At 60.6% G+C, this 19,856-nt stretch carries 17 protein-coding genes and 1 pseudogene; 14 read left to right on the top strand and 4 right to left on the bottom strand.

All coding sequences use genetic code 11. The features are described from left to right. Nucleotides 1–289: 289 nt before the first annotated feature. From HV355_RS05165 to HV355_RS05155, 3 genes and pseudogenes are all read left to right on the top strand, one after another. Complete coding sequence (locus HV355_RS05165) at nt 290–652, top strand: YcgJ family protein (RefSeq protein ID WP_182401103.1); 363 nt, start codon at nt 290–292, stop codon at nt 650–652. Nucleotides 653–857: 205 nt separating this feature from the next. Beyond that, nucleotides 858–2,049, top strand: a pseudogene (locus HV355_RS05160) (FAD/NAD(P)-binding oxidoreductase). After that, the gene (locus HV355_RS05155; protein WP_182401101.1) at nt 2,049–2,429 is read left to right on the top strand and encodes a DUF1641 domain-containing protein; all 381 of its coding nucleotides are present in this window, start codon (nt 2,049–2,051) and stop codon (nt 2,427–2,429) included. Before HV355_RS05160 ends, HV355_RS05155 begins: the two are co-directional and overlap by 1 nt. Before the next feature lie 72 nt (nt 2,430–2,501). Here HV355_RS05155 and HV355_RS05150 read toward each other — a convergent pair whose 3' ends face one another. After that, nucleotides 2,502–3,335, bottom strand: coding sequence for a MurR/RpiR family transcriptional regulator (locus HV355_RS05150; protein ID WP_023338648.1), 834 nt, complete (start codon nt 3,333–3,335; stop codon nt 2,502–2,504). A gap of 292 nt (nt 3,336–3,627) precedes the next feature. Between HV355_RS05150 and HV355_RS05145 the strand changes: the two genes are divergently transcribed. The 10 genes from HV355_RS05145 (at nt 3,628) to iolB (ending at nt 16,749) form a co-directional block, all read left to right on the top strand. Further along, nucleotides 3,628–5,133 carry a CoA-acylating methylmalonate-semialdehyde dehydrogenase gene (locus tag HV355_RS05145; protein WP_182401099.1) on the top strand — a complete coding sequence of 502 codons (1,506 nt, stop codon included), beginning with the start codon at nt 3,628–3,630 and terminating at the stop codon, nt 5,131–5,133. A gap of 11 nt (nt 5,134–5,144) precedes the next feature. Then, a complete protein-coding gene (gene iolD, locus HV355_RS05140) occupies nt 5,145–7,070 on the top strand; it encodes a 3D-(3,5/4)-trihydroxycyclohexane-1,2-dione acylhydrolase (decyclizing) (RefSeq protein WP_182401097.1) in 1,926 nt (641 codons plus the stop codon). 300 nt (nt 7,071–7,370) lie between these two features. After that, entirely contained in the window at nt 7,371–8,357 is a 987-nt protein-coding gene (gene iolG, locus HV355_RS05135; RefSeq protein ID WP_148400497.1) for an inositol 2-dehydrogenase, read from the top strand. A gap of 31 nt (nt 8,358–8,388) precedes the next feature. After that, nucleotides 8,389–9,318, top strand: coding sequence for a sugar ABC transporter substrate-binding protein (locus tag HV355_RS05130; RefSeq protein WP_023333011.1), 930 nt, complete (start codon nt 8,389–8,391; stop codon nt 9,316–9,318). A 48-nt stretch (nt 9,319–9,366) separates the two neighbouring features. After that, entirely contained in the window at nt 9,367–10,914 is a 1,548-nt protein-coding gene (locus HV355_RS05125; protein ID WP_182401095.1) for a sugar ABC transporter ATP-binding protein, read from the top strand. An 11-nt stretch (nt 10,915–10,925) separates the two neighbouring features. Then, complete coding sequence (locus tag HV355_RS05120; RefSeq protein WP_028014045.1) at nt 10,926–11,954, top strand: ABC transporter permease; 1,029 nt, start codon at nt 10,926–10,928, stop codon at nt 11,952–11,954. Between the two features lie 8 nt (nt 11,955–11,962). Beyond that, nucleotides 11,963–13,096 carry a Gfo/Idh/MocA family oxidoreductase gene (locus HV355_RS05115; protein ID WP_182401245.1) on the top strand — a complete coding sequence of 378 codons (1,134 nt, stop codon included), beginning with the start codon at nt 11,963–11,965 and terminating at the stop codon, nt 13,094–13,096. A gap of 12 nt (nt 13,097–13,108) precedes the next feature. After that, on the top strand, nt 13,109–15,013 hold the full coding sequence (iolC, locus tag HV355_RS05110; protein ID WP_182401093.1) for a 5-dehydro-2-deoxygluconokinase: 1,905 nt from the start codon (nt 13,109–13,111) through the stop codon (nt 15,011–15,013). An 11-nt stretch (nt 15,014–15,024) separates the two neighbouring features. Beyond that, nucleotides 15,025–15,915, top strand: coding sequence for a myo-inosose-2 dehydratase (gene iolE / locus HV355_RS05105; RefSeq protein ID WP_182401091.1), 891 nt, complete (start codon nt 15,025–15,027; stop codon nt 15,913–15,915). A 9-nt stretch (nt 15,916–15,924) separates the two neighbouring features. Beyond that, nucleotides 15,925–16,749, top strand: a complete 825-nt coding sequence (iolB, locus tag HV355_RS05100) for a 5-deoxy-glucuronate isomerase (RefSeq protein WP_182401089.1) — start codon at nt 15,925–15,927, stop codon at nt 16,747–16,749. Between the two features lie 127 nt (nt 16,750–16,876). Here the strand turns inward: iolB and HV355_RS05095 are convergent, their stop codons facing one another. Continuing rightward, nucleotides 16,877–17,344: a DUF6130 family protein gene (locus HV355_RS05095; RefSeq protein ID WP_182401087.1), complete on the bottom strand. Its 468-nt coding sequence runs from the start codon at nt 17,342–17,344 to the stop codon at nt 16,877–16,879. 51 nt (nt 17,345–17,395) lie between these two features. Beyond that, nucleotides 17,396–18,625 (bottom strand): MFS transporter, encoded by a 1,230-nt coding sequence (locus HV355_RS05090; RefSeq protein WP_182401085.1) that lies wholly within the window; start codon nt 18,623–18,625, stop codon nt 17,396–17,398. A gap of 97 nt (nt 18,626–18,722) precedes the next feature. Between HV355_RS05090 and HV355_RS05085 the strand changes: the two genes are divergently transcribed. Beyond that, nucleotides 18,723–19,613 carry a LysR family transcriptional regulator gene (locus HV355_RS05085; RefSeq protein WP_100165766.1) on the top strand — a complete coding sequence of 297 codons (891 nt, stop codon included), beginning with the start codon at nt 18,723–18,725 and terminating at the stop codon, nt 19,611–19,613. On the opposite strand, the gene HV355_RS05080 is transcribed toward HV355_RS05085, so the two are convergent. Further along, nucleotides 19,610–19,798, bottom strand: coding sequence for a YfgG family protein (locus HV355_RS05080; RefSeq protein WP_042717858.1), 189 nt, complete (start codon nt 19,796–19,798; stop codon nt 19,610–19,612). The two genes, HV355_RS05085 and HV355_RS05080, sit on opposite strands and share 4 nt — an antisense overlap. Between the last annotated feature and the right edge of the window lie 58 nt (nt 19,799–19,856).

The following is a 19,856-nucleotide window of genomic DNA, read 5'->3' as shown; positions in this document are numbered from 1 at the left end:
TTTCTTTTAAGGATATGTCCGCTTCTCGCTCACACCAGACCTAACCCGCCCCACAAGCTCACTCTGTTTAGAGCATAGTCGTTCGGTCTCTAAAATCGCATGACTCACCTGGATAGGGCCCTTACAATTGCCTCCGAGCCGAACTTTCGACAACTGTTAGGTCACCAAAAAGCTAAACGGGGCGTTTCCTGCTGAAACTCAGAACCATCCAGGATATTACACCCCTTATGAATGGTTCCACCGCGCCCGGTGCATAGCTGGCACTCATTAACCAACGGAGATTATCATCTTGAACAAGTTAATACTCGCATGCTCTGTGGCCGCGCTGCTGGCCGCGTCCGCCACGTCCGCCCAGGCCAGGACTCCCGCCAGGCTCAAGTCGCCAGTATCGGGCGTGCTCTGCGACCGATATGTATGCGCCAATGACAAGGGATTATCCCGCGAGTTGACAGAGACGTATCTCGGTAAGAAGGCTGCTGCAAACGAGGTGTTCACGTCGAGCAATGTCGATCTGACCGAATTCACCTTTGCCAACGGCATTTTCTGCGATGTGAAGGAACGACTGTGCCGTGAAGATCGCTATTATGGCGCGAACGGACAGCGCTCCGGGGCTATATCTAAAAAGTACACAAAGCTGCTCTTTGGCGAATAATGGTGATGAAAAGAGACTACGTTATAGAAATATAAATTATATTTTGCAGTATATATTATAAATGATGATGTGGTTATCAAAAATTAAATTTCTCGTTAAAGGTTGTGTTGAGGAATATTACTCTATTACTACCCTTTAGCTGAGCGTAACAGTGAAGCGGTCTGGTTACGTGAATTCCCATTCACTACTATGAGCGAATAAAGGAATGAAAAACCGCATAATTATTGTCGGTGGCGGCACGGGAGGGACGATTGTCGCCAACCTGCTGGCCAGAAAATTACGGCGTGAAATTGCTGCCGGTCAGGTGGAGTTGATGCTGATCTCCGGCGGTGCATTACTACAAACCGGCGTTTATGTATGTCGCGTTTAACCTCTTCCACCACCATGAACTGGCACGGCCTGAACGGCAATTACTGAGTCCGGAAATTCGATTTATTACCGATAAGATTGAGTCGTTCGATTTTAAACAGCGTCGACTGTACGGTGCTAGTAAGCAATATTACGACTGGGACCTGCTGGTTATCGCAACCGGCTGCACGCCTTTTCCCCAAAAAATCCCTGGCCTTGCCGAAGCGGGCGACCATTTTTATCAATATGCGGCGGCAAGACAATTAGCGCATAAACTCTCCACCCTTAAAAAGGGGCGAATATTTATTACCGTCTCTTTCCCGGAAACACCGAATGTTCCCCATCAGTGCGGCATCGCCCCCATTGAAACCACGCTGATGGTTGACGACTATCTGCGCCAGCGCGGCGTACGTAATCAGGTTGAGATTGTTTATACCTATCCGACCGTCGCGCAGCTGCTGCGAAACTGTTTGTTCCTGCAGCGTCCGGTTGGAGAGGCGCTGGGCGATATTTTTGCTGCGAAAGGAATACAGCACCAGCGCGGCTTTACGTTAAGCCATGTCGATCCTGACAGCAAAATTGCCTATTCCGCCGAGGGCGATTCACAGAACTTCGACATCCTGATGGCAACGCCTCCCATCAGGGCAGTAGAAGCGGTGCGTAATACGGGCCTCAGTGAAGTTCATAACGGTGAAGGCTGGCTGCCGACGGATCACCAAACGCTGGGCGTCTACGGCCTGAAAGGGGTGTATGTGATCGGCGATACCGTTGATCTCCCGATCAGTAAAGCTGGGGGATCGTGCCACAACCAGGCGCCGATCGTTGCCGATAACATTGTGGCGGAGCTGTACGGCAGACCGCCCGGAAGCGGTAACCATTATGATGGACGGGTTCAGGCCATTGCGCAGATGGGGCTCTGGGCCGGTATGCCGTTGGTGTATGACTATCACAATGACGTGACGCCCATGCCTGCGACTAAACTTGGCGGCATGCTGCGAAACGGTTTTAACCGTGGTCTCTATTGGGGTGTCGTGAGGGGGATGTTCTGATGAGTGAACAGGAACAGTTACTTACAAGCCTTGCCCCGCTGATGGCAGGCAATCGCCTGAATAATCTGGTTGATCTGCTGGCCTTAGCAGCAGACATGCTGGAAATGACCGACAGCGCGATGGTCGAAAAACTGGCTGGCGTGTTTGAAGATGTGGTAACCGTCGGTTGGGAAGGGGGAACCGCGCTACGCATGGCGTGGGGAGAGCAAATTAACCGGGAAGGGGATATTTCGCTTCGGCAGGTGTTTGCCATGCTCAACGATCCTGATACCCGCCGCGGCATCATGCTTCTACTGCGGGTGTTACAGATTACGGGGCAACGTCTGAATTCCCTCTCTTCCGTCAGTTATTCTGATTGCCCCGAGATAAGGAGCCGTTAATGTCTGGCTGATGCTCTTCAGGCGGCCGGGTATCGGCTATACCTTACCCGGCCCACCAAGCGGCATTGGGGGCTATTTCTCCCCGCCACCCAACCGATACGCCAGCGCCACCACCAGCGACTGCACCAGGCACAGCGTTGCCGACTGAGACCGAAACGCATCCACCTGCGCCTCTTTCACCACAAAGCAGAGATCGCTGAACGTCGCCAGGGGGCTTATCTGGCTGTCCGTAATCACGATCTGCCGCGCGCCGACGCTGGCGGCGGTTTCGCTCACCATCACTGTCTCTTCCGCGTACGGCGAGAAGCTGATCGACACCACGATGTCGCGCGCCTTAATGCGGCTGATCTGCTCGCGCAGCATCCCGCCCATGCCGTCGAGCAGGATAGGGCGACACTCGAGGTGGCTCAGCGCGTAGGTCAGATACGCGGCAACGCTAAAGGAGCGGCGCAGCCCGGCGATGTAGATGGTGTCGGCGTCGGCCAGCAGCTGTACCGCGCGCTCCAGCATCTCCGGTTCGGCGCGGGCGGCCAGCTGCTGCAGCGCCTGCGCGTTTGAACGGGCGAATTCCTGCAGGATATCGAGCGGTGTCTCCGGCACGGCCTCGCTCTCCATTTCGCGGAACAGCCGGGCGCGGTCGCTGTAGCTGGCTGTCTCTTCTACCAGGTTCATGCGAAACAGCTGTTTCATTTCGTTGAAGCCGGTGAAGTCAAAGGCGTTGGCAAAGCGGATCAGCGTCGAGGGCGGCACGTCGGCACGCTCGGCAATGACGGCAACCGTATCAAAGGCCACGCTGTTGGTGTTATCCAGCACGTAGCGGGAGACCTGCTGCAGCCTCTTGCTCAGGCTATCGTAGCGATCGCGGATTTGCTGCTGCAGTTCGTTCAGGCTGGTTGCTGTCGTCATCTTATCCCCCAAATACAGTCTTATGATTCTAAACGCAAAACCGCGTCTTTTAAATGTCGGCCATCCATCTGGCAGCAAAAATGAAACAGAAACTTCAGTCATTTCCTCGCCCGAAATTCCTTAATAGCGCACGCTGCGTCAGTGTTGTTGGCTGTTAACATAAAAATCCATCCTTGATCACAATAATCATCATTTATTTTATTTCAACTTAAAATGGAATATTTGTTTCATATATAGTGTTCAGTACACGGTGTTCAGGTAACAGTCACGTATCAACAGCGAGAGGTTAAGGATGGAGACGGTAGCGAATTTTATTCACGGCGAATGTGTCACCGGTTCAGGCCAGCGCGTTCAGGCGATCTTCAACCCGGCTACCGGCGAGCAGATCCGCCAGGTGGTGATGAGTACGGCGCAGGAAACCGAACAGGCGATTGCCGCCGCGCAGCAGGCGTTTCCGGCGTGGGCGCGCCATGCTCCGCTTAAGCGCGCGCGTGTGATGTTCCGCTTCAAGGCGCTGCTGGAAGAGAATATGGATCGCCTGGCCCGCATCATCAGCGAAGAGCACGGCAAGGTCTTCTCCGACGCGGTGGGCGAACTGACGCGCGGCCTGGAAGTGGTGGAGTTTGCCTGCGGCATCCCGCACCTGCAAAAGGGCGAACACTCGGCGAACGTCGGTACCGGCGTCGACAGCCACTCGCTGATGCAGCCGCTCGGCGTTTGCGCCGGGATCACGCCGTTTAACTTCCCGGCGATGGTGCCGATGTGGATGTTCCCGATTGCGCTGGCGACCGGCAACACCTTCGTGCTGAAACCGTCGGAAAAAGACCCTTCGCTGGCACTGGCGCTCGCGCAGCTGCTGAAAGAGGCCGGCCTGCCGGACGGCGTGTTCAACGTGGTGCAGGGCGATAAGGAGTCCGTTGACGTGCTCCTGACCGACCCGCGCGTGCAGGCGGTGAGCTTTGTCGGCTCCACGCCAATTGCGGAATACATTTACCAGACCGCGTCCGCCCACGGTAAGCGCTGTCAGGCGCTGGGCGGTGCGAAAAACCACTGCATTCTCATGCCGGACGCCGATATGGAGATGGCGACCAACGCCATCATGGGCGCGGCCTACGGCGCGGCGGGGGAACGCTGCATGGCGCTCTCGGTGGTGCTGGCGGTAGGGGATAAAACCGCCGATGACCTCTGCGCCCGGCTGGAAAAACAGATTGCCGCGCTGCGCGTCGGGCCGGGCCTGGACCAGTCGCCGGAAAACGAAATGGGGCCGCTTATCTCCTCCGTGCACCGCAGCAAGGTGCTGGGCTACATCGACAGTGGGGAAGCGCAGGGGGCGAAACTGTGCGTGGACGGTCGCGGCTTCAGCGTGAAGGGCCACGAGCAGGGCTACTTCGTTGGGCCGACGCTGTTCGATAACGTCACCCCGGAGATGACCATCTATAAAGAAGAAATTTTCGGCCCGGTGCTTTCTGTGGTGCGCGTAGCAGATTACGCCAGCGCGGTGGATCTGATTAACCGCCATGAATATGGTAATGGCTCGGCGATCTTCACCCGCGACGGCGGCTGCGCGCGCCGCTTCTGCGAAGAGGTGCAGGCGGGCATGGTGGGGGTCAACGTGCCGATCCCGGTGCCGATGGCGTTCCACAGCTTCGGCGGCTGGAAGCGTTCCATCTTTGGCGCGCTCAACGTCCACGGCAGCGACGGCGTGCGCTTCTACACCCGAATGAAAACCATCACCGCGCGCTGGCCGGAAATGCAGCAGGAGACAGGCGCTGCGTTCTCCATGCCGACGCTGGGCTGACAGGAGGTTTTATGCAAACCGAACGTATGACCATGGCCCAGGCGCTGGTCCGGTTCCTGAATCAACAGTACGTCAGCGTGGACGGCAACGAAACGCCCTTCGTGGAGGGCGTCGCCACCATCTTTGGGCACGGTAACGTGCTGGGTATCGGCCAGGCGCTGGAGCAGGATCCGGGCCATCTGCAGGTGATGCAGGGCTGCAACGAGCAGGGTATCGCCCATATGGCGACGGGATTCGCCAAACAGCACCGCCGTCAGCGCATTTTTGCCGTCACCTCCTCCGTCGGGCCGGGTGCCGCCAATATGGTAACCGCCGCGGCCACCGCCACGGCGAACCGTATCCCGCTGCTGCTGCTGCCGGGCGATATCTATGCCAGCCGCCAGCCGGACCCGGTGCTGCAGCAGATCGAGCAGTATCACGATCTCAGCATCAGCACCAATGACTGCTTCCGCCCGGTCTCCCGCTACTGGGACCGCATCAACCGGCCGGAACAGCTGATGAGCGCGATGCTAAGCGCGATGCGAACGCTTACTGACCCCGCGAATACCGGCGCGGTGACCATTTGCCTGCCGCAGGACGTGCAGGGAGAAGCCTGGGATTACCCGCTGAGCTTCTTCGCGCGTCGCGTGCACCACATCGAGCGCCGTCCCCCCGATCCGCAGCGTCTGGCGCAGGCGCGGGCGCTGATCGCTCGCAAGCGTCGTCCGCTGGTGGTGTGCGGCGGCGGCGTGCGCTATTCCGGCGCGCATGAGGCATTTCGCGAATTTGTCGAGACGCTGCGGCTGCCGTTTGCCGAAACCCAGGCCGGAAAGGGGGCGCTGGTAAGTGACCACCCACTTAACCTGGGCGGCGTAGGAGTGACGGGGGGAATGGCCGCCAACCAGCTCGCGCCACAGGCGGATTTAGTGATTGGCATCGGCACGCGTCTTACCGATTTTACCACCGGCTCCAAGGCGCTCTTTTCCCACCCGGACGTCGAATTTCTGCTGCTGAACGTGGCCGAGTTTGACGCCCTGAAGCTGGACGCGACCGCGCTGATTGCCGATGCCCAAACCGGGCTTCAGGCATTAACCCACGCGCTCGGGGATTACCGCAGCGGCTGGGGAGAGGCGATCGCCGGGGCGAAGTCCGCCTGGCGCGACGAGTGCCGTCGCCTGTGGGATCGCCAGTGGCGTCCTGACGACGCGCCCGAGGTGGCGGGGCACCTGGATGCGCAGCTGGCGGAATACGGCGAGACGCTCAACACCCGCCTGACCCAGACGCGGGTACTGGGGCTGATCAACCAGCATATTGAAGATAACGCCATCGTGGTGGGCGCGGCCGGTTCGCTGCCGGGCGATTTACAGCGTCTATGGCAGGTCAAAACGCCGGACAGCTATCACCTGGAGTACGGCTACTCCTGCATGGGCTACGAGATTGCGGCGGCCATCGGCGCGAAGCTCGCCAGACCCGAACAGCCGGTGTACGCCATGGTGGGGGATGGCTCCTACATGATGCTGCACTCCGAGCTGCAAACCGCCGTTCAGGAGGGGATTAAGGTCACCGTTCTGCTGTTTGATAACGCAAGCTTCGGCTGCATTAACAACCTGCAGATGGGGCACGGCATGGGCAGCTTTGGTACGGAAAACCGTCGGCGCAACCCGGAAACCGGGCGGCTTGACGGGCCGCTGGTGAAGGTCGACTTTGCGCAAAACGCACAAAGCTACGGCTGCCGCGCGTGGCGGGTGAACGATGAGCAAAGCCTGCTGGCGGCGCTGGAGGCGTCACGCGCGCATCCGGGCCCGACGCTGCTGGACATCAAGGTGCTGCCGAAGACCATGACCCACGATTACGCCTCTTGGTGGCGAACCGGTGATGCGCAGGTGGCGGCGTCGTCTGCCGTGCGTGAGGCCGCTGAGCAAACCCAGGCGCAGGTGAAAAAAGCCCGCCAGTATTGAGTTTTCCTTCCGTAACGAAATTTTCATTTCATTTCCCCTCACCCTAACCCTCTCCCCAAAGGGGAGAGGGGATGGTTAGGTGCGGCCTTTTCTCCCTCGCCCCTTTGGGGAGAGGGCCGGGGTGAGGGGCGCTTCTGTACTTCCTCCCATGTTGTGAGATTGATAACAAAATTTATCTCATTCATCTCAAAAGTGTTAACCCGCACTCAAAAACATAATTTTCACTATTTATAAAAATGAAATAAATGTTTTATTTATAGGGTCGTTAGTTCACAGCATTCACCAACACCGGGAGCCGTTATGTTTAACATTGCTTTACTGGGCGCTGGCCGAATTGGCCAGGTACATGCAGCTAACATCGCCAGCCACGGTGCGACCACGCTCTGGTCCGTGGTTGACCCGAATCAGGAATTTGCCACCCGTCTCGCCGCGCAGTATCAGGCCCGTCAGCAGAGCCTGGATGAGGTGATGACTGACCCTAACGTTCACGCCGTGCTGATCGCCTCCGCGACCGACACCCACGCGGACCTCATTGAAATGGCCGCCCGCCACGGCAAGGCCATCTTCTGTGAAAAGCCGGTACACCTCGACCTCGCCCGCGTGCGCGACTGCCTGAAAGTGGTTAAAGAGTACGACGTGCCGCTGTTTATCGGCTTTAACCGCCGCTTTGACCCGCAGTTTCGCCGCGTGAAAACTGACGCGCAGGCCGGGCGCATCGGCAAACCGGAATCGCTGCTGATCATCTCCCGCGACCCGTCCCCGCCGCCTGCTGAGTACGTACGCGTTTCCGGCGGCATGTTCCGCGATATGACCATTCATGACTTTGACATGGCGCGCTTCATCATGGGCGAAGAGCCGGTGTCGGTGTATGCCCAGGGCAGCAACCTGGTGGATCCGGCGATTGGCGAGGCGGGGGATATCGATACCGCGTTTATCGTTCTGAAATACGCCTCCGGCGCGATGGCGACCATCGTCAACAGCCGCCGTTCATCTTACGGCTACGACCAGCGCCTGGAGCTGCATGGCTCCGAAGGGCTGCTGTGCGCGGGCAATATTCTTGAAAACCAGGTGCAGCACTACGGCAAACAGGGCTGCACCAGCGCGCTGCCGGAACACTTCTTCCTGCAGCGCTACAAATCCGCTTACGCCGCGGAATGGGAACACTTTGTTGCGGTCCTGCGCGGCGAAGCGGTACCTGACTGTAGCGGCGATGATGGTGAACGTGCGCTGTACCTTGCGGATAAAGCGCTGGAGTCGCTGCGCAGCCAGCGCGAGATCGTCCTCTAAACACAACAACCCTACACAGAGAGACATAATAATGAAAAAACTGATCGTAGCCGCCCTCATCGCCATGACGTCCGGGGCCGCCCTCGCCGAAAACGAGCAAATTGTTTTCAGTACGCCAAACCTGGCCATGCCGTTTGAAGTTCACATGCAGCGCACGGCGGTGAAAGCCGCAAAAGAGATGGGCGTGAAGCTTCAGGTGCTGGACGGGCAGGGCAGCTCGCCGAAGCAGGTGGCTGACCTGGAAAACGCTATCACCCGCGGGGCGCAGGGCTTTATCGTCTCCCCGAACGACGTGAACGCCGTCTCCAGCGCGGTGGATGAAATTCAGGATGCGAAACTGCCGATCGTCACCCTCGACCGCTCCGTCGATAGCCAGAAGAAAGTGCCGCACTTCGGCGCCAACAACTACAAGGGCGGCCAGGCGGTTGGCGACTTCGTTAAAACCAAATTCCCCAACGGCGCGGACATCATTCTCCTTACCGGTCAGCCGGGCTCCTCTTCCAATATTGAACGCACCAAAGGGATCCGCGACAGCCTGAAGGCGGGCGGGGATAAATACAAGATCGTCGCCGATCAGACCGGGAACTGGATGCGTTCGGAAGGGATGCGCATTGTTGAAAGCGTGCTGCCTTCGCTGCCGAAGCGCCCGCAGGTGATCCTCTCCGCCAACGACGATATGGCGCTGGGCGCGATTGAAGCGCTGCAGAGCCAGGGCGTGAAGCCGGGTGAAATCCTCGTGACCGGGTTTGATGCAGTGCCGGAAGCGCTGGCCCGCGTGCGCGACGGCTGGCTGGCGGTAACGGCGGACCAGCGTCCGGGCTTTGCGGTGCAGACGGCGATGAGCCAGCTGGTGGCCAACGTGCGCGAGAAGAAAGCCATCACCGGGGCCGACTACCCGCCGACGCTGATCACCAAAGAGAACCTGCAGCAGGCTGAGCGTATCGGTGAGGCCGGTAACTGATATGTCCCGAGCCGCCTTTGGCGGCTCATCATGAGGAGGAGCAGACCGATGTCGCAACCCTTACTGAAAGTGACCGACCTGGCAAAAAGCTTTTCCGGCGTCTGGGCGCTGAGCAGCGCTCAGCTGACCGTCGGCAGCGGCGAAATTCACGCCCTGCTGGGGGAAAACGGGGCGGGGAAATCCACGCTGCTGAAGGCGCTCGCGGGCGCGCAGCCGCAAACGCGCGGGGATATCTGGTTCAACGGCGAAACGCTGCCGGTGGACGACTCCCCGGTGGCGCGCCAGAACAAGGGCATTATCACCATCTATCAGGAATTCAACCTGCTGCCCAACATGACCGTTGCGGAAAACATGTTTCTCGGGCGCGAGCCGCGTAAACGTAACCTGATCGTCGACGAAAGGGCGGTAAACCAGGAGGCGCAGGTCATTCTCGATTACCTGCAGCTGAACGTTGCGCCGACCACGCCTGTCGCCCGCCTGAGCGTCGCCCAGCAGCAGATGGTGGAGATCGCCCGGGCGCTGACTCTCAACGCCCGGTTAATCATTATGGACGAACCGTCCGCCGCGCTGAGCGACAGCGAGGTGGAAAGCCTGCACCGCGTGGTGCGCGAGCTTAAAAACCGCGGCGTGAGCATTATTTACGTTACCCACCGTCTGCACGAAGTTTTCCAGCTCTGCGATCGGTTCACCGTTTTCCAGGACGGCCGTTTCACCGGCACCGGCGCGGTGGCGGAGACCAACGTCGAACAGCTGATCCGCCTGATGGTCGGACGCGACGTGGCCTTTAACCGTCGCCCCGCCAGCGAAACGCATCATGAAGACAAACCCGTCCGCCTGGCGGTGAAGGGGCTGAGCCGCGAAAAGCCGCCGCTGGATCCGCACGGCATCGCCCTGCACGACATCAGCTTCCACGTTCACGCCGGGGAAGTCTTAGGCATTGCCGGGCTGGTGGGCGCGGGACGTACCGAGGTGGCGCGCTGCCTGTTTGGCGCTGATGCGTTTACCTCGGGGAGTTTTGAGCTGGACGGCGTGCCGTACCAGCCGCGCGATCCGCTGTATGCCCTCGACCACGGTGTGGCGCTGGTGCCGGAAGATCGTAAAAAAGAGGGGGCGGTGCTGGGGCTGTCGATTCGCGACAACCTGTCGCTCTCCTGCCTCTCCTCGCTGCTGCAGTGGCGCTGGTTTGTGAACACCCGCAAAGAGGACGATCTGATTGAGTCCTACCGCCAGGCGCTGCAGATCAAAATGGTCAACAGCGCGCAGGAGGTGCGCAAGCTCTCCGGCGGCAACCAGCAAAAAGTGATCCTCGCGCGCTGCATGGCGCTCAACCCGCGGGTGCTGATCGTCGATGAACCGACGCGCGGCATCGACGTGGGGACCAAATCGGAAGTGCACCAGGTGCTGTTTGACATGGCGAAAAAGGGCGTAGCGGTGATCGTGATCTCCTCCGATCTGCCTGAAGTGATGGCGGTGTCTGACCGGATCATCACCCTCAGCGAAGGCCGGGTGACCGGCGTGATCCACGGTGACGACGCTAACGAAGAACGGCTGATGACGATGATGGCCATCAACCACAACGCCCTGAACGCGGCATAACGGAGTTTCTCATGACGCAGATGATTTCTAAAACGCAGGCCCCGGTCAAACGCGCCGGACGCATCGATCCCATCGCCTTCTTCGAGCGCTTCGGGGTGCTGATTTTCATGATCCTGCTGCTGATCTTCTTCCAGTCGCAGAACAGCAACTTTTTCTCTGAACGCAATATTTTCAACATCCTGACCGAAGTGTCCATCTACGGGATCATGGCCGTGGGGATGACCTTCGTCATTCTGACCGCCGGGATCGACCTCTCCGTAGGCTCCATTCTGGCGGTGTGCGCCATGACCGCGGCATACGTAATCAAGGGCGACAACTTCACCACCGTCGACCCGAACGCCTGGGGCGGCATGAGCTGGCTGATCGGGCTGGGGATTTGTCTGGCTATGGGCACGGCGATTGGCTTCCTGCACGGTCTGGGCGTCACCCGCCTGCGCCTGCCGCCGTTTATCGTCACCCTCGGTGGGATGACCATCTGGCGCGGCCTGACGCTGGTGATTAACGACGGTGCGCCGATCGCCGGTTTCGACCCTGGCTACCGCTGGTGGGGACGCGGGGAGCTGCTCGGCATCTCTATTCCGATCTGGATCTTCGCCATCGTCGCCGTTGGCGGTTATCTGGCGCTGCATAAAACCCGCTGGGGCCGCTTCGTCTACGCCATCGGCGGCAACCCGGAGGCGGCGCGCCTGGCGGGGGTGAACGTCAAGCGTGTGCTGGTCAGCGTCTACGTGCTGATTGGCTGTCTGGCGGGGCTGGCAGGCTTCATCCTGAGCGCGCGTCTGGGGAGCGCCGAGGCGGTCGCCGGGATCTCCTTTGAGCTGCGCGTCATCGCCTCGGTGGTGATTGGCGGCACCTCGCTGATGGGCGGCTACGGGCGCATCGGCGGCACCATTATCGGCTCCATCATCATGGGCATTCTGATTAACGGCCTGGTGCTGATGAACGTCTCGGCCTACTACCAGCAGATTATCACCGGATTAATTATCGTTCTGGCGGTGGCATTCGATACCTATGCCAAAAGCCGTCGCGGCGCACTGTGAGGATCACGATGAAAGAGGTTCGTATTGGATTGATTGGCACCGGGTATATCGGCAAGGCACATGCCATCGCCTATGCCCAGGCCCCGACGGTGTTCAACCTGCGCGGCAGGCTGGTGCGCGAGATGGTGGCGGAAGTCACGCCGGAGCTGGCGGCAGCGCGCGCGCAGGCGTTTGGCTTCAACCGTTCAACGGGCGACTGGCGGGCGCTGGTGGCCGACCCGGCCATTGACGTGGTGGATATTTGCTCACCCAACCACCTGCATAAGGAGATGGCGCTGGAGGCGATCCGCCACGGCAAGCACGTCTACTCGGAGAAGCCGCTGGCGCTGAACGCCCACGACGCGCGCGAAATGGTCGAGGCCGCGAAGCGGGCCGGAGTGAAAACGCTGGTGGGGTTCAACTACATGAAGAACCCGACGGCGCAGCTGGCGAAGGAGATTATCGCCCGCGGCGAGATTGGCGAGGTGATCCACTTCTACGGCACCCACAACGAAGACTACATGGCCGACCCGCTGTCGCCCATTCACTGGCACTGCTTCAAGGAGACCGCCGGGCTGGGCGCGCTGGGCGACCTCGCGGCGCACATCGTCAATATGGCCCAGTACCTGGTGGGGGATATCGAGCAGGTCTGCGGCGATCTGAAGATCGTGGTCCCGGTGCGCCCGGCGAAGGCCGGATCGTCAGTGATGATCGCCGTCGAAAACGAGGATCAGGCCCACGCGATGGTGCGCTTCGCGGGCGGGGCGCAGGGCGTGATTGAAACCTCCCGCGTTGCCTGCGGCCGCAAGATGGGGCTGTCGTACGTCATTACCGGAACGAAGGGCGCCATCAGTTTTACCCAGGAGCGCATGGCCGAGCTGAAGCTCTATCTGCATGACGATCCGGTGAACCGTCAGGGGTTCCGCACGCTGCTCGTTGGCCCATCACACCCGGACTACGCCGCGTTCTGCATGGGCGCGGGCCACGGGATTGGCTTTAACGATCAAAAAACGGTGGAGGTGCGCGACCTGGTGGACGGGATTGCCGCCGACGCGCCGATGTGGCCGGACTTCGAAGAGGGCTGGAAGGTGTCGCGCGTGCTGGACGCGATCGCGCTCTCGCACCGGGAAGGCCGCTGGCTGAACGTGAACGACATTGTCTGATGAGGTATCAACGTGGAAAAGCAGTTTGATGTGATATGCATGGGCCGCGTGGCGGTAGACCTCTACAGTCAGCAGATTGGTGCCCGTCTGGAGGACGCGTCGAGCTTCGCCAAATATCTCGGCGGGTCGTCGGGCAACGTGGCGTACGGCACCGCGCGTCAGGGTTTACGTTCGTCGATGCTGGCGCGCGTCGGCGATGAACATATGGGCCGCTTCCTGCGGGAAGAGCTCAACCAGGTGGGTTGCGATACCAGCCATCTGATTACCGATAAAGACCGCCTCACGGGGCTGGTGCTACTCGGCATTAAAGACCGGGACACCTTTCCACTGATTTTTTATCGCGATAACTGCGCGGATATGGCGATTACCGCCAGCGATGTGGACGAACGCTACATTGCCTCCGCACGTTGTCTTGCCATCACCGGGACGCATCTTTCTCATCCGCAGACCCGCGAGGCGGTGCTGACGGCGCTGGGCTATGCCCGCCGTCACGGCGTGCGCACGGTGCTGGACATCGACTACCGTCCGGTGCTGTGGGGGTTGACCGCCTTAGGCGACGGCGAAACGCGCTTTATCGCCGCCGATGAGGTCACCCGCGAGCTGCAGGAGGTACTGCACCTCTTCGACGTCATTGTCGGCACCGAAGAGGAGTTTCACATTGCGGGCGGCAGCACGGATACCCTGCAGGCGCTGGGGCAGGTGCGCGCCGTGAGTCAGGCCACGCTGGTCTGCAAACGCGGGGCGCTCGGCTGCTCGGTCTACACAGACGCCATTCCGCCCCGGCTGGACGACGGCCTGACGGTGACCGGCGTGCGCGTGGAGGTGCTGAACGTCCTCGGGGCGGGGGACGCGTTTATGTCCGGCCTGCTGCGCGGCTACCTGAACGACGAGGGCTGGGAGCAGGCGTGCCGCTACGCTAACGCCTGCGGCGCGCTGGTGGTCTCGCGCCACGGCTGCGCCCCGGCGATGCCGAGCAAAATCGAGCTGGATGACTATCTCTCCCGCGCTGCGGATGTGCCGCGCCCGGATCTCGACCCGCGCCTTAACCATCTCCACCGGGTGACCACCCGCCGCCGCGAATGGCCGGAGCTGTGCGTGATGGCCTTCGACCACCGCAGCCAGCTTGAGGATATGGCGATGCAGTGCGGCGCGTCGCTTAAGCGCATTCCGGCGCTGAAGCAGCTGATCCTGCAGGCCAGCCGCGAGGCGGCGAGCCGTGACGGGCTGGAGGGTAAAGCCGGTCTGCTGTGCGACGGCACCTTTGGTCAGGACGCGCTGAACACGATCACCGGGGAAGGGTGGTGGATTGGCCGCCCCATTGAGCTGCCGGGCTCCCGGCCTCTGGAGATGGAGCACGGTAACATCGGCACCCAGCTTATCAGCTGGCCGCAGGAGCACGTGGTGAAGTGCCTGGTCTTTTTCCATCCGGAAGACGCCCACGGCCTGCGCCTGGAGCAGGAGCAGAAAATCGCCGAGGTGTACCACGCCTGCTGCCGGTCCGGGCACGAGCTGCTGCTGGAGGTGATCCTGCCCGCCAGCATGCCGCGCAGCGACGAGCTCTACCTGCGCGCCATCTCCCGCTTCTACAACCTCGGCATTTACCCGGACTGGTGGAAGCTGCCGCCGCTCTCCGCCGACGGCTGGACGGCGCTGAGCGAGATTATCGAACGCCGGGATCCGCACTGCCGCGGGGTGGTGATCCTCGGCCTGGACGCTCCGGCGGAACAGCTGCGCGCCGACTTTAAAGCCGCAGCGGGGCAGACGGTAGTAAAAGGCTTCGCCGTGGGGCGCACGCTGTTTGGCGATGCCTCCCGCGCGTGGCTGAAACACGATATTGACGATGCGCAGCTGGTGGCGCGCATCCGGGACAACTACCTGCAGCTCATCGCCTGGTGGCGCGAGCGCGGACACGCATAATGGAGACGACAATGAGTGTGCAATTAGGCATTAACCCGCTGACGTGGACGAACGACGATCTGCCTTCTCTCGGCGCGGAGACGTCGCTGGAGACCTGTCTGAGCGAAGGGAAAGAGGCCGGTTTCGCCGGTTTCGAGCTGGGTAATAAGTTCCCGCGAGAAGCGCGCCTGCTTGGCCCGATTTTGCAGCGCCACGACCTGCAGCTGGTCTCCGGCTGGTACTCCGGCCGCCTGCTGGAGCGCAGCGTGGAGGAGGAGATCGCCGCCGTGCAGCCGCATCTGACGCTGCTGCGCGAACTGGGGGCGAAGGTGCTGGTCTTTGCGGAAGTGAGCGGCTGCATTCACGGCGAGCAGCAGACCCCGGTGCATCTGCGCCCGCGCTTCCCGCAGGCGCGCTGGAAGGAGTATGGCGAGAAGCTCACCGAGTTTGCCCGCTATACCCAGCAGCAGGGCGTGCAGATTGCCTACCATCACCATATGGGCACGGTGATTGAGTCCGCCGAGGACGTGGACAACCTGATGACTCACACCGGGGAGGCGGTTGGATTGCTGCTGGATACAGGTCATCTGACCTTTGCCGGGGCCGATCCGCTGGCGGTGGCGCAGCGCTGGGCGTCGCGCATCAACCACGTTCACTGCAAAGACGTGCGCGCCGACGTGCTGGCGGACGTGAAAAACCGCAAAACCAGCTTCCTCGATGCGGTGCTGAGCGGCGTGTTTACCGTGCCGGGCGACGGCTCTGTGGATTACCCGCCGATTATGCGGCTGTTGAAGGTGCAGGACTATCACGGCTGGCTGGTGGTGGAGGCCGAGCAGGATCCGGCGATTGCCCATCCGCTGACCTACGCCCGTCTGGGGTACAGCAACCTGAGCCGCCTGGCCCGCGATGCCGGACTGATTTGAGGAGGGAACATGTCACGTCTGTTATCACGCTGGCAACAGCCGAACGCGGAGGGGCGCACCCAGTCCGTCACGCCGGAACGCGCCGGCTGGGGATATGTTGGCTTTGAGGCGTATGAGCTGCAGGAGGGGCAGCAGCTGACGCTGCCCGCCGTCAGCGAAGAGCGCTGCCTGGTGCTGGTCGCCGGGCGCGCCTCCTTCAGCACGCCTTCCGCGCAGTTTAACGACATCGGCGAGCGTATGAGCCCGTTCGAGCGCATCAAGCCGTGGGCGGTTTACGTCACCCCGCAAGAGACGGTGCAGGTGAAGGCGCTGACGAAGCTGGAGCTGGCGGTCTGCGCCGCGCCGGGCAAAGGCACGTATCCGACGCGGCTGATTGCCCCGCAGGATATCGACGGCGAGGCGCGCGGCAAGGGGCACAACCAGCGCTACGTGCACAACATTCTGCCGGAAGACAGGCCCGCCGACAGCCTGCTGGTGGTGGAGGTGTGGACCAATGAGGGCTGCACCAGTTCGTACCCGAGCCATAAGCACGACACGGATAATCCGCCGCAGGAGACCTACCTGGAAGAGACCTACTACCATCGCCTCAACCCGGAGCAGGGGTTCTGCATGCAGCGCGTTTACACCGACGACAGAACGCTGGATGAGTGCATGGCGGTCTACAACCGCGATGTGGTGATGGTGCCGAAGGGCTACCACCCGGTGGCGACGATGGCCGGGTATGACAGCTACTACCTCAACGTGATGGCCGGGCCGGTGCGCAAATGGATGTTCACCTGGGAGGAGGACCACGCGTGGATTAATCGGGATTATCCCGCGGAGAGGGGCGGCTGAGGCGGCCTTTCTTGTCGGGTGGCGCTGCGCTTACCCGACCTACGAAATCGTAGGCCCGCGCAAGCGCAGCGCCGCCGGGCAAAATTGTGCTCACAGGATCCGCCTCGCCTGCTCAACTGACGGGTTATTAAAAATGGTGGACCGCCGCGTGGGGCGGGACGGTGAATTCAACGGTTTTGTGGTCGAGCGGCTTATGCGTCGGGTCGGCCAAAATAATCGTCACCTTGTGCTTACCGGCAGGCAGCCCCACCAGGATCACCGGCTCTCCGCTGGCGTCAGCCCAGTGCCACGACGCGCCGTCCACCACCACGTGAATGTGCCCGATGCGCGGGGTGACCTTGAGCGCTTCGGGGCCGAATACCGGCTCGATGCGCAGGTTTTCGGCGCGGTACTGAATAAACACCGCGCCTTTGCTTAGCGGCCCGGCAAGGGGCGGATCGACGATCAGTTTTGCGGGCGGTTGCGGCTGTGCAAGCGGGGCAACGGCGGCGGGGCCGTTAACGTCCGCGGCGCTCAGGTTGTCCAGCGGTGTGGCCCGGGCATGTGCTACAGATGCCAGGACAAGCAGGGGGATAAGTGCATAGCGACGAATCATCAGGTTCTCTCCTCATCGGTTCTGAATGGCGACAGGGAAAGAAAACCATTTTTATGTATCGGAGATATTTGCCGGAGGCGGCGTTTTGTACCCGTTTGTCAGCGCAGGGTTCTGGATACAGTGCGATACACTATGCCTGCGTGGACAGCGCACAATCGCTATCGCCAGCCCGGCAATCACCAGCGTCAGCCCCGTTGAAACCCACATTGCACCCGCGATCTCCAGCGTTTTATTCAGCCACGCATAGGCAAACGGTGAGGCTGCCGCCATCAGCTGGCCGGGGATAAGCAGCATGCCGGTACGGCGGGCATAGCTTTCGGTGCTAAACAGTTCCAGCGGCAGCGTGGCTTTCACGATGGTGACCAACCCGTTGATGGCACCGTAACCCAGCACAAACCCGGCTGCGCACCAGACAAACTGGGAACTGCTTAGCCCAACCAGAAAGCAGAGTGGCATGGCGAGCGCGGTGAAAAGCGTGAGTTTGAAGGGGGTTAAGCGGGCACCCGCCAGCACTTCCAGCGAGCGAGCAGCCGTCTGGCCTATCCCCCATAGCATGCCGATGGCGACCGGCAGGCCGAAGTGGGTGATAAACTCCGGCAGATGGGTAGAGGTGCCGTTAGAGACAAAGGTGATAAGGGCAATGAAGGCGGCATAAAGCCAGCCGTTGCGTCGTTCATTGCTCTGAAGCGGCGCGGTGGTTTTCGCGGTTACCGTCAACCGCTGGTGGGGAAGCGAGAGAATCAGCGTCGCGCTCAGCAGGCCGAAGAGAGCATAGACGTGTAGCGCTTCCTGCCAGCTCATCACCTGAAGAAGACCATCGCCCAGCGGCCAGAAGACGGCGGAGGCCAGCCCGCCCGCCAGCGTCACGCGTGAGATTGTTCTTCGCGCCTGCTGTCCGTAGAGATTCACCAGCGCGGCGAATAGCGCATCGTACAGCGACAGGCGCATCCCGACGCCGCACAGTAGCCAGGCGCAGTACCAGCCAGACAGCGTATGGGTATACGCCATACCCGCGCAGCTAGCGGCAATCAGCAGCGTGCCGCTCATGACCACCTTCTGACCGCCAAAGCGCGCCAGCAGGGGGGCTACAAACGGCGAAACCGCCGCCATCACCAGCATCGCCAGCGTCAGGCCAAGGTAAATCTGCGGTGACGACCAGCCCCGGTCGGCTGAAATCGCCAGCGCTAAAGTGCCGGGCATATAAAACGAGATCCCCCAGTTGATGAGTTGATTGCACCCGGCAGCGAGGGCAAGGTGGCGAGGCAGGGCAGGTGTTTCCATTGTCTTTCATTCCGTTATGCAGTTGTCCAGAGCATAGCGAGCGCGGTATTGTGCTGGCAGGTCAGCAACCTTATGCGCGGTATAAGAGAAACTTTGAATGACGACGCTTAATCTGGGCTATCTCGCCACGTTCCGTCTGGTGATCCAGCGCGGCAGCTTTTCAGCGGCGGCGGATGTGCTGGGCATTTCCCAGCCCGCCGTCAGTCTGCAAATACGCCAGCTGGAGCAGTTTCTGCAAACGCGTCTGGTGGAGCGTACGGGGCGGGGGATTAAAGCAACGGCTGCCGGGCAGGCATTGCTGGTACACGGTGAGCGCATTGAACAGGCAGTCGATGAAACCCTTCGTTCCGTTAGGGCGTTTAATCACGACGTCAGCGGCACCATTACGCTTGGCACGGGCGCGACCGCCTGTATTCATCTTCTGCCGCCATTGCTGCAGCAACTGCGCAGTGACTATCCGCTTTTACGCGTAGGCGTGACGACGGGCAATACGCTCGATATTGTTCGCGCTATTGAAGAAAATCGACTCGATATGGGACTGGTGACGCTGCCCGTCAGCGGGAGAGCGCTGGACGTGATGCCGGTGATGGACGAAGAATTCGTGTTTATCGCGTCGCAGGCGCAGCAGGCGATGTTTACAGACTTAAGGCCTGATGCACTCCATACGCTACCGCTGATTGCCTTTGAGTCGGGCAGCGGAACCCGGGCATTGATTGACGGCTGGTTTGAGGCAAGCGGCTTAACGATTGCACCGGCTATGCAGCTCGGCAGCATTGAGGCTATCAAACGGATGGTGCGTTCGGGGCTTGGCTACAGCATCGTGCCGAAAATGGCGGTGGAGCAGAAGGCAGACCGTGAAGGATTATGCGTCAGTTCTCTCTCGCCCGTACTGCAACGGCAGCTGGCTGTGGTGATGCGTCAGGATAAGATCCTAAGCAAAGGGATTTCAGGCATTATTCGGATCCTGCAACAGCATCCGGAACGCTAGCGTTCGGGCGTTTCGACGGTCAGGCTGGTTTGCTGCGACTGGATTTTGTCCTGGTGGTGATACCAGGCGCCGATGGAGGAGTAAACAAAGCGGCCAAAGAAAAACAGGAAGCTGATGAGCAGTATGATGCGGGTCATCCGGGTGTTAAATCGGTGTCGTTTGTGCATACGCGTGGCCTGACTCACTGTGTTTTTCCTGGGTATACCCTTCCGGGCGATGCGGATATTAAGGCACAGCGGGAAG

Source organism: Enterobacter sp. RHBSTW-01064 (assembly GCF_014103035.1).
Taxonomy (GTDB): Bacteria; Pseudomonadota; Gammaproteobacteria; order Enterobacterales; family Enterobacteriaceae; genus Enterobacter; species Enterobacter mori.
This window is presented reverse-complemented; position numbering and strand designations above follow the sequence as displayed.

What these genes read in the sequence shown, in the direction of transcription:
- HV355_RS05155 (WP_182401101.1), top strand. Translation starts at nt 2,049, where the DNA reads ATGAGTGAACAGGAACAGTTACTTACAAGCCTTGCCCCGCTGATGGCA.
- HV355_RS05150 (WP_023338648.1), bottom strand. Translation starts at nt 3,335, where the DNA reads ATGACGACAGCAACCAGCCTGAACGAACTGCAGCAGCAAATCCGCGAT.
- HV355_RS05145 (WP_182401099.1), top strand. Translation starts at nt 3,628, where the DNA reads ATGGAGACGGTAGCGAATTTTATTCACGGCGAATGTGTCACCGGTTCA.
- iolD (WP_182401097.1), top strand. Translation starts at nt 5,145, where the DNA reads ATGCAAACCGAACGTATGACCATGGCCCAGGCGCTGGTCCGGTTCCTG.
- iolG (WP_148400497.1), top strand. Translation starts at nt 7,371, where the DNA reads ATGTTTAACATTGCTTTACTGGGCGCTGGCCGAATTGGCCAGGTACAT.
- HV355_RS05130 (WP_023333011.1), top strand. Translation starts at nt 8,389, where the DNA reads ATGAAAAAACTGATCGTAGCCGCCCTCATCGCCATGACGTCCGGGGCC.
- HV355_RS05125 (WP_182401095.1), top strand. Translation starts at nt 9,367, where the DNA reads ATGTCGCAACCCTTACTGAAAGTGACCGACCTGGCAAAAAGCTTTTCC.
- HV355_RS05120 (WP_028014045.1), top strand. Translation starts at nt 10,926, where the DNA reads ATGACGCAGATGATTTCTAAAACGCAGGCCCCGGTCAAACGCGCCGGA.
- HV355_RS05115 (WP_182401245.1), top strand. Translation starts at nt 11,963, where the DNA reads ATGAAAGAGGTTCGTATTGGATTGATTGGCACCGGGTATATCGGCAAG.
- iolE (WP_182401091.1), top strand. Translation starts at nt 15,025, where the DNA reads ATGAGTGTGCAATTAGGCATTAACCCGCTGACGTGGACGAACGACGAT.
- iolB (WP_182401089.1), top strand. Translation starts at nt 15,925, where the DNA reads ATGTCACGTCTGTTATCACGCTGGCAACAGCCGAACGCGGAGGGGCGC.
- HV355_RS05095 (WP_182401087.1), bottom strand. Translation starts at nt 17,344, where the DNA reads ATGATTCGTCGCTATGCACTTATCCCCCTGCTTGTCCTGGCATCTGTA.
- HV355_RS05090 (WP_182401085.1), bottom strand. Translation starts at nt 18,625, where the DNA reads ATGGAAACACCTGCCCTGCCTCGCCACCTTGCCCTCGCTGCCGGGTGC.
- HV355_RS05085 (WP_100165766.1), top strand. Translation starts at nt 18,723, where the DNA reads ATGACGACGCTTAATCTGGGCTATCTCGCCACGTTCCGTCTGGTGATC.